A 9,036-nucleotide genomic window follows, 5' to 3' on the forward strand; every position below is an offset into this window, starting at 1 on the left:
TGTTGGAGGTTTAGTCCAACTTTTGGGGTGCAGATCATTGTAAGCAGTCTTTTCTAATCAAATTAATCTTGTTTCTTTTTACGGCCTTTATGCCATTTCCAACCCACATAGATTGCAATCAAGCCTAAGCCTGCAAAAATAATATGTTGGCCATTTTTAATCTGTTCGTGTAGCCAATCAAGATTTTGGGCGCCGTAATCACCTAAGTAAACCCAAATCGGCACTGAAATAATTGCCGCACAGAAGTCAACCAGCACAAAACGAGTAAAATTCACACGACGAGTAATACCTGATGCCAGATAAACTACCGCACGTAACCCCGGTAAGAAACGAGCAAGAAACAACAGGCGATTGCCTTGTTTTTCAAAACGTTCCTGTACCATTTGATAACGTTCTTCGGTGACAATATTACGAATTAATGGAAATTGACGAATTTTTTCACCGTAAATACGTCCGAGCCAATACATCGTACTATCACCAACCAGTACACCCAGCATACTGACGACTAGCATCCAATGTACATTGGTATAACCTAAACCTGAAATAACGCCGCCGGAGACTAAGGTTATATCTTCCGGAATCGGCACACCAAATCCGCACGCAAGGAGAACTAAAAATACAGCCCAGTAACCGTAGCTACTGAAAAAGCTAATTAAAAATTCCATGCATACAACTCCTTTTTAATTGATTTTATTTATTTAAATTACGAACAGAACGACGTAAAACTAATTCCGGATGGAATTCGATAGTTTGTGGCTGATATTGTGATTTATCTGCTTTAATTCGTTCCAACAATAAGTTTAATGCTTTTACGCCTAAACGAGATTTTGATTGGTGAATCGTTGTCAGCGGCGGCGAATAGAAACGTGACGAATGAATATTATCATAGCCGATAATAGACATATCATGTGGCACGGTGAGACCTTTTTCACTTAACGCAGAGATTGCACCAAGTGCAATTGTATCACTAAAGCAGAAAACTGCGGTTGGCAATTTATCTAAACGAAGCAAGTTATTCATTTGCTCAAAGCCGCCTTCAGGTTCGAAATCACCTTCAAGTACCCATTCTTGGCGAATCGGTAAGTTTGCTTCTTGCATTGCTTTTACAAAACCGTCATAACGCTCTTTAGCGGTAGTTTTGGTGAGTTGACCAGCAATCACACCAATCTCGGTATGACCGTTTTCAATTAAATGACGAGTCGCAAGGTAACCGCCTTCAAAGCTGTTATCTAAAATAACATCACTTTTCTCATCGGTTTTACCCCAATCCATAACTACCATTGGAATATTTGTGCCGTTAAATAGCTCAAGTGAGTCACGGGTATATTCCGAACACATAACTAATACGCCATCCACACGTTTTTTGATTAACATATCCAAATGGTTTTGGATTTTTTCCGGCTCATTTTGTGTATTACATAAGAACAGCGAATAGCCTTGTTGATAGCAGTAATCTTCTACCGCTAGCACAATTTCAGCAAAATAAGGCGCTTCACTGGTGGTGATAATCATCCCGATGGATTTAGTGGTATTCACTTTTAAGCTGCGGGCAACTGCACTTGGAGAATAGTTTAACTGTTGAACAGCATCCCAAACTGCTTTACTGGTATCTTCTGCTACAAAACGGGTTTTATTAATTACGTGAGAGACAGTCGTTGTCGATACACCCGCTAATTTAGCAACATCTTTAATGGTAGCCATAATCGTTTCTCTTAGAATAAAAATAGTGGCTATTATAGCTAAATTTATACGTAAATAACTAAAAATCGGCAACTAAATATGTAAAAAATCAGCATATTTAGTTAAAGCAATGTAGAGGCAGAGACTGAAGTAGTGATATGAAATTAAAGAGGGATAGAGAAATCCCTCTATAAGATAGGATAATGAAAGGCGTTTGAATTATTTTTTGCCGGCTAATCCTTTTTTGAGCATCGGTTCAAAGAACGCATAATCCACTAAAAAAGCATCATGCCCAAAGTTCGAGTGGAATTCGTAATAATTCACTTGTACGCCGGCATTCTCAAGACGTTGTTTACTTTTATGCAGATCAATCTGCTTAAACAGTTGATCGCTGGTAACACCGACTAACGTATATTTCGCTTTAATGCGTTGCAGTGCTTCCTGTTCATTCGCATAACCAAGGGCAGGATCATATAAATCAAGCGCACGTAATAATCGTAAATAGCTATTGGCATCAAATCGATCTAAAAATTTTACCCCTTGATAGCTCAAATAGGATTCCACTTGGAAGTAGTCTCCCAAAATTTCGCTTTGTTGCTTGGTTTCTCGCCCAAATGCTCGGGCAAGCTGTACATCGGTACGATAGGTTAACATTCCAAGCATTCGAGCAATTTTTAAACCGTTATCCGGCGGCAAACCCTCATAGTAATCTCCATTATTAAAGTTGGGGTCATTAATGATCGCTTGGCGCATCACATGATTAAAGCCAATTGCTTTTGCACTGAAAGTCAGTGAAGAACAAAGATTAATAATATTATCGACTGAGTCCGGATATGTAATGCCCCATTGTGTTGCTTGCATACCGCCGAATGAGCCGCCGACAACCGCATGCAAATGGGAAATACCTAACGCATCTAACAAAGCTTTTTGTACTTGAACGATATCTTGTACCGTAATTACCGGGAATAGGCTACCGTAAGGCTTATTGGTTTGCTGGTTGATCGAGGAAGGCCCGGTTGTTCCTTTACAGCCACCTAATACGTTTGAACAGATAAAGAAATAACGATCTGTATCAAAGGCTAAACCGGCACCGATAAAATCTTGCCACCAACCTTGTTCCGGTACATTTTTATAAGGCTCCGCATCACCGGTTAAGGCATGACAAAGCAATACGGCATTGCTTTTGTCCGCATTCAGCTTTCCATAAGTCTGATAAGCGACCTCGATAGGTGATAATTCACCGCCAAGTGCAAGAGTTAAGGGCGAATCTTGAAAGAGAGTAATGCTATGAGCCATTGATATTCCTAAGGTTTGCAAATTACGGTAGAAATTAGACCGCTTGTCGTTATTGTATTTAGACGTCTAAACGTCTCTAATATGCGTAAGGTAGCGATAGGCAAGCTATTTGTCAAGGAATTTTAGACGTCTAAACGTCTAGAATTCTGGGTGAGGTTATACTTGCAATTTTAACTCGCTAGGTTATGCTAGATACTTGAACATTTGTTTGAAATATTTGTCTGCTTTCAGACGAATATATTAATTAGCTTTAGCATTGAATAGACAGAAAATGGAATTAACCCAGCAACATACAGCAAAAGAGATCGTAAAAACGCCTTTCTGTAAAAGGTGTGGGCGCTTTTTTGCAAAGAGTATGGTATGTGCAGCTTGGGTCAGTGTGATTTTGACATTATTCGTATTGGTAATTGATGGTGCCACTGGCATTTATGTAAAAGATCGCATTTATACCGATATTGATAAATTACCTAAATACAATGATGCGGTCGTGTTAGGCACATCAAAATATTATGCTAAAGGTTCACCTAATTTATACTATAAATATCGCTTAGAAGCGGCGATATCATTACTAAAACATGGCAAAGTAAGCCATTTGTTGGTGAGCGGCGATAATAAAACACCTTACTATAATGAACCTAAAGTGATGCAAAATGATTTACGTCGAATGGGAGCACGGAAGGAACAAATTAAGCAAGATTTTGCTGGTTATCGAACGTTAGATTCCATTGTAAGAGCGCGCGAAGTGTATAAGCTAGAACCGTTTGTTATTGTCACTCAACAATTCCATTGTGAAAGGGCGTTATTTATTGCGAAATATCACCATATTAATGCGGTGTGCTTTGCGGCTAAATATCCGGAAGGACATATAAAAGTACGGATTAGAGAATTTTTTGCGCGTTTAGGCATGCTTTGGGATTTTCTTATGGATACCAAACCCGAAACGCTCGAGCAAGTTGCTTCTCGAGAAATTAAGTCTTAGTATGACAAGAACTAAAAAATAAGCGGTCTAATTTTGCAAAAAAATTGCAGAAATAGACCGCTTGTTTATTTATGCTAAGTCATCAATGACCACATAGATTTTTGACACAGGGCCGTGAACCCCCACTACTTTGATTAACTCAATATCAGCGGTTGCACTTGGACCTGAAATAATATTCACGCAAGAAGGCATACGTTCGCCGGCTTGCGCTTTTTGATTTAGCAGTTGCGCCAGTTGTGCTACACGTGGTAACACGGCACTTTTACGTACCACCACGATAGAGGTTGTAGGTAAAAGACTGGTTGAACGGCCGTTATCTTTGCTGGCAAATAGCACAATACCTCCGGATTCCGCTAAGCCGTATTCGCCATGTACGATACCGATATTCGCTTTTTCTGCGTGAGAAATATTTGCTTCACGGTTGGTGAAATTCCACACATAGCTATCAAATTTAGCTTTCACCGCTTCGGTAATGCCTAAGCTTTCTAAGCGAGTATCATTATTTAACACGATGCTTCCGCTACCGTATTTTTCACAAACGTCTAATACTGCTTGTGCTACGTCCGCTTCTTTCGTTTCAACCACATCCACTAATAACACCTTAGCGAAATTCATAAACTCATCACAAAGCTCTTGTTGAGAAAGATGGGTTAAACGGGTTGTAGGGTGATCGTTTACTGGCGTATCCATTTGATCCGGAACGAGTTTACGTTCTCTGCCCATACGCTGCGCCAATCTATTTAAAAAGTTTTCACGATTTTGTAAGTCCATTGCTCTGTCCTGTGTTGACCACGTTAGCTATTATAGGAAGAACAAGCGGTGTAATTTTGCTAATTTTTTACAAATTTTTGGTTGAAAATGACCGCTTGTTTACCTAGTTACATGCTATTTTATGTGGTGTAATTTAAATTATTTACGATTTGCAAGCCATTCACGGAAACTTTCGCCTTCAGCACTCGGTAAATCACGTGCTTTGGTCCATTCCGCTAACGCGCCAAAATTGACCGGTGCTTTACCGTTTCGGATAAATTTACCAGCAACTTTAGCACCGATTTTCACGCCCATATTCCAAATGCCTGGATTTGAGTTGGCAAAAGTGAAACCTTTAATTGAAAGACGCTCTGTAAGTGGTGTTAAGCCGGCATCGGCAATTTTCTCACGATGTTTGAGAATTAATTGTGCTAAAGGAATTTTCACCGGACATACACTGTTACACGCAGTACATAATGAACAAGCGTAAGGTAATTCTTTAAACTCATCGTATCCGCCTAAAAGTGGTGAAATAACCGCACCGATTGGACCTGGATAGATAGAACCGTAGCCGTGACCACCGATTTGGCGGTAAGCCGGACAAGTATTTAAACACGCACCACAACGGATACAGCGTAAAACTTCTTGGAATTCGCTTTCTAAGATTTTTGAACGACCGTTATCTACAATAACAAGGTGGAAATCTTCCGGGCCATCCGTTTCACCCTCAAGACGAGGACCGGTTAACCACGTGTTATATGCGGTCAATTTTGCGCCTACCGCACTGCGGCAAAGCATTGTCATCAGCACATCTACTTCTTTGAAGGTTGGTGCTAAACGTTCCATCCCCATTACCGCAATATGCGTTTTGGGTAAGGTTGTCGCTAAACGTAAGTTACCTTCATTGGTGACTAAACAAACAGAGCCGGTTTCCGGTACAGCAAAGTTACAACCCGAAATACCGATGTCAGCTTCTAAGAAGTCTTTACGTAACGTTTTACGCACGAAAGCATTCATTTCTTCCGGTTGTTCAGTACCTTCATAACCTAATACTTCATGTAATTCTTTACGGATACGATGACGATCTTTGTGGATCGCAGGTACAACGATATGTGAAGGTTTGTCACCTACGATTTGTAATAAATATTCACCTAAATCGGTTTCAGCCACTTTCATGCCTTCCGCTTCTAACACGTGGTTTAAGCCGATTTCTTCGGTTACCATTGATTTTGATTTAACGATAGTTTTCGCTTTTTTCTCAAGTGCAACTTTACGGATATACTCACTTGCTTCTTCCGCCGTTTCTGCGAAGAATACTTTACCGCCGTTTTGTGTTACTTTTTCACTTAATTGATATAAATAAGCGTCTAGGTTCGCAAGCACGTGATTACGGAATTGTTTTGAAAGATCACGCCATTCTTCCCAATGACCTAATTCATCCACCATTTTTTGGCGGTTTGCGCCGATTGTTTCTTGTGCTTTCACAACCGCTTTACGCATTACTTCATTATGTACTTGTTGTTCAACACGTTGTTTAAACGGGAGTGTACTTGTTTGTAAATGTGACATTGGTAATTCCCCTTTTATTCTTGCATTAATACTTCTGCAATATGCATAACTTTTACGTTTTTACCTTCACGGCTTAAACGGCCAGCAATATTCATTAAGCAGCTAACATCCGCACCCACTAAATATTCAGGTTCTACTTCGGTAATATTTACAACTTTTTCAGTCACCATTTCGCCTGAGATTTCAGCCATTTTTACTGAGAATGTTCCGCCGAAACCGCAACAGGTTTGTTGGTTATGAATAGGTAAAAGCTCTAAACCTTTGACATTTTGGAGAAGCGTAAGTGGTTCATTCACAACACCGAGTTTGCGAGTTAAACTGCAAGAAGGGTGATAAACTGCTTTACCGGTAAGACGAGCGCCAACATTTTCCACTTTTAAAACGTTCACGATAAAATCGGTTAGATCATAGAAACGTGCTGCAACTTTTTCAGCGCGTTTTGCCCATTCGGTTTCACCAAAACGATTGAAATACTCTGGGTAATTCTTAATTGCGTAAACACAAGAGCCTGCCGGCGCCACGATAGGGTAGTCATTGACTTCAAATGTCTCTACCAGCGTTTTCATACCGTCAATCGCTTCTTTTGCATAACCGCTGTTAATCGCCGGTTGCCCACAGCAGCCTTGTTTTTCTAAGAAAATGACATTACAGCCAAGTTTTTCAAGTAATAATACACTGTTTTTTGCCACACCTGCTTTGACGATATCTGCAATACAGGTGACATAGAAATTTACGTTCATAAAGAACTCCCACTTAAATAAAAATAAGAAATAATCGTATTTAGAAAGCTATAAATGACAAAAGGAAGTCGTTGGACTTCCTTTTGATTAATAATTTGTAAAAAAGGGGTTAAATTTAACCGCTTGAACAAGGCGTAGTGTAACACGCCTTGCTATCTTTTTACTCTACTACTTTAATGTTAAACGTTAAAGAAGAGTGGAATAATTGTTAATGCAACAACGGCTGCAATAACACCGTAGATAAACATTGGTACTACAGTTTTCTTAAGGATAGCACCTTCTTGATTTTGAATATTCAATACGGAGTTAACCGCAACGATGTTATTAATACATACCATGTTACCCATCGCACCACCTACAGATTGTAGCGCAAGTACTAATGAAGCTGATAAACCGGTAATTTCTGCGGTTGATAACTGTACGCTACCGAAAGTTAAGTTAGATACAGTGTTAGAACCAGAGAAGAATGCACCTACCGCACCTAAGTACGAAGCAAAGATTGTCCAATATTCACCGGTTGCCGCAGCAAAGCTTTTACCGATAATTTTTACCATTGAACCGTCATTACCGACTAACATTAAGTTAACCATGATTAATGCACCGATTAATGCGATAAATGGATTTTTGGTTTGTTTAAAGCTACCAGCAAATACTTCTTTTATTTTTGAACCGTTTAGTGCAAACAGAGGAACGCAGATTAATACGGTTACGACAAACGGAATCAGTGCAGGCACATAAAGTAGTTTATAGCTTGCGTTTACTGTTGTGCCAAAAATGTTTTTTAAGCTGAAGACCAAACCTTGGCTGATTTCAAATTGACCTAATGAGCCTAACTGTGTGCCGATCCAAGTTGTTGTGTTGTTCATCATTGCTTTGAACGGTAACTGTTGGATACGAGTTACGATTAAGAAACTAATTAATAAACCGGTTGGAAGTAGAGCTTTTGCTACTTCTTTCATTGACACTGCGCTATCTAGTGTATTTTCAACCTTAGCTAAGCCGATACCTTTATTAGCAAGGAAGATAGAAATAAACATACCGATCGCACCGCCAACTAATGATGGGAATTCATAGTTTATTTGAGCAAGTAAGAAGTAAGGTACTACACAAGCAAATACGCTTAAGTAAATAAAGACGATATTTTGACGGATTTCTTTCCAGCTTACGATAAAACTTAATGCAATCACCGGAATAACTAATGCGGCAAAGGCATGGATAAGCGCTGACATTGAACCGATTTCAAGAATTTGTGCTTCAGCTAAATTGAGAGAGCCGAAACCAAACCAAGTTGGTGTACCTACTGCACCGAATGATACCGGCACAGAGTTCATAATTAATGCCAATATTGCGACTTTAATTGGATTAAAGCCTAAGCCTACAAGGATTGGTGCTGCAATCGCTGCTGGTGTACCGAAACCACTCGCACCTTCAATCATAAATGCAAATGCCCAACCGATAATCATAAGTTGTGCAACCGGATTTGGGTTAATCGTACCTAACCATTTACGTAACGTATTTGTTACACCTGATGCTTCAGAGAAACGATTAAATAAAATCGCACCAAAAATAACAGTAATAGGGGTTAATACTGACATTATCGCTGAGGCGATATTTGCACTGATAACAGTAATATCTGTCGCGAAGAATAAAAGATGAATAATTAAAACCACCACGGCAACCCAAGGGAGAGCAACATATGATGGTAATGCATTACGTTTTACCATTAAGTAAATAAGTAAAACAATCGGGAATATACTAAGGAAAAGAGCCATAAAAACCTCTCAGAGCGATAATGATGTTATAAGTTAAAAAAATGTTAACTTTTTGGGTGTATGCATTTTATGTGAGTTTTTGTAAAAGAATAGTAGGTTTGTTTCAAATTATGACGAGGATCACACTTTTGTTGCTTAATTGCTTAAAAATAAATCAACAAAAAATAACAAAATTTAACATTATTTTTAAATATAACCTAAAAGAGTTAACTTTGCAGCGTATGAGAGAGCGGTTTGGTGGCTAAAGGGA

The 9,036-nt window shown here is 39.2% G+C and carries 8 protein-coding genes; 1 reads left to right on the forward strand and 7 read right to left on the reverse strand.

The features are described from left to right. Positions 1–62 precede the first annotated feature (62 nt). The 3 genes from HMPREF0027_RS05105 to metX all read right to left on the reverse strand — a co-directional run bounded on the left by HMPREF0027_RS05105 (position 63) and on the right by metX (position 2,976). A complete protein-coding gene (locus HMPREF0027_RS05105; RefSeq protein WP_005622755.1) occupies positions 63–665 on the reverse strand; it encodes a DedA family protein in 603 nt (200 codons plus the stop codon). Positions 666–690: 25 nt separating this feature from the next. Beyond that, positions 691–1,701: an HTH-type transcriptional repressor PurR gene (gene purR / locus HMPREF0027_RS05110; protein WP_005622756.1), complete on the reverse strand. Its 1,011-nt coding sequence runs from the start codon at positions 1,699–1,701 to the stop codon at positions 691–693. A 198-nt stretch (positions 1,702–1,899) separates the two neighbouring features. Further along, positions 1,900–2,976, reverse strand: coding sequence for a homoserine O-acetyltransferase MetX (gene metX, locus HMPREF0027_RS05115; RefSeq protein ID WP_005622757.1), 1,077 nt, complete (start codon positions 2,974–2,976; stop codon positions 1,900–1,902). Positions 2,977–3,247: 271 nt separating this feature from the next. On the opposite strand from metX, the gene HMPREF0027_RS05120 reads away from it, so the two are divergent. Next, positions 3,248–3,955: a SanA/YdcF family protein gene (locus HMPREF0027_RS05120; protein ID WP_005622759.1), complete on the forward strand. Its 708-nt coding sequence runs from the start codon at positions 3,248–3,250 to the stop codon at positions 3,953–3,955. Positions 3,956–4,024: 69 nt separating this feature from the next. Here HMPREF0027_RS05120 and HMPREF0027_RS05125 read toward each other — a convergent pair whose 3' ends face one another. From HMPREF0027_RS05125 to HMPREF0027_RS05140, 4 genes are all read right to left on the reverse strand, one after another. Then, positions 4,025–4,726 carry a LutC/YkgG family protein gene (locus HMPREF0027_RS05125; protein WP_005622760.1) on the reverse strand — a complete coding sequence of 234 codons (702 nt, stop codon included), beginning with the start codon at positions 4,724–4,726 and terminating at the stop codon, positions 4,025–4,027. Positions 4,727–4,864: 138 nt separating this feature from the next. Beyond that, on the reverse strand, positions 4,865–6,274 hold the full coding sequence (locus HMPREF0027_RS05130; RefSeq protein WP_005622761.1) for a LutB/LldF family L-lactate oxidation iron-sulfur protein: 1,410 nt from the start codon (positions 6,272–6,274) through the stop codon (positions 4,865–4,867). Positions 6,275–6,288: 14 nt separating this feature from the next. After that, positions 6,289–7,014: a (Fe-S)-binding protein gene (locus tag HMPREF0027_RS05135; RefSeq protein ID WP_005622762.1), complete on the reverse strand. Its 726-nt coding sequence runs from the start codon at positions 7,012–7,014 to the stop codon at positions 6,289–6,291. Between the two features lie 179 nt (positions 7,015–7,193). Next, entirely contained in the window at positions 7,194–8,786 is a 1,593-nt protein-coding gene (locus tag HMPREF0027_RS05140) for an L-lactate permease (RefSeq protein WP_005622763.1), read from the reverse strand. Between the last annotated feature and the right edge of the window lie 250 nt (positions 8,787–9,036).

It is taken from the genome of Actinobacillus ureae ATCC 25976 (genome assembly GCF_000188255.1).
Taxonomy (GTDB): domain Bacteria; phylum Pseudomonadota; class Gammaproteobacteria; order Enterobacterales; family Pasteurellaceae; genus Actinobacillus; species Actinobacillus ureae.

Bases quoted from the DNA above. Each gene is read 5' to 3' on its own strand.
- HMPREF0027_RS05130 (WP_005622761.1), bottom strand. From the start codon at position 6,274: ATGTCACATTTACAAACAAGTACACTCCCGTTTAAACAACGTGTTGAA.
- purR (WP_005622756.1), bottom strand. From the start codon at position 1,701: ATGGCTACCATTAAAGATGTTGCTAAATTAGCGGGTGTATCGACAACG.
- HMPREF0027_RS05135 (WP_005622762.1), bottom strand. From the start codon at position 7,014: ATGAACGTAAATTTCTATGTCACCTGTATTGCAGATATCGTCAAAGCA.
- HMPREF0027_RS05105 (WP_005622755.1), bottom strand. From the start codon at position 665: ATGGAATTTTTAATTAGCTTTTTCAGTAGCTACGGTTACTGGGCTGTA.
- HMPREF0027_RS05125 (WP_005622760.1), bottom strand. From the start codon at position 4,726: ATGGACTTACAAAATCGTGAAAACTTTTTAAATAGATTGGCGCAGCGT.
- HMPREF0027_RS05140 (WP_005622763.1), bottom strand. From the start codon at position 8,786: ATGGCTCTTTTCCTTAGTATATTCCCGATTGTTTTACTTATTTACTTA.
- HMPREF0027_RS05120 (WP_005622759.1), top strand. From the start codon at position 3,248: ATGGAATTAACCCAGCAACATACAGCAAAAGAGATCGTAAAAACGCCT.
- metX (WP_005622757.1), bottom strand. From the start codon at position 2,976: ATGGCTCATAGCATTACTCTCTTTCAAGATTCGCCCTTAACTCTTGCA.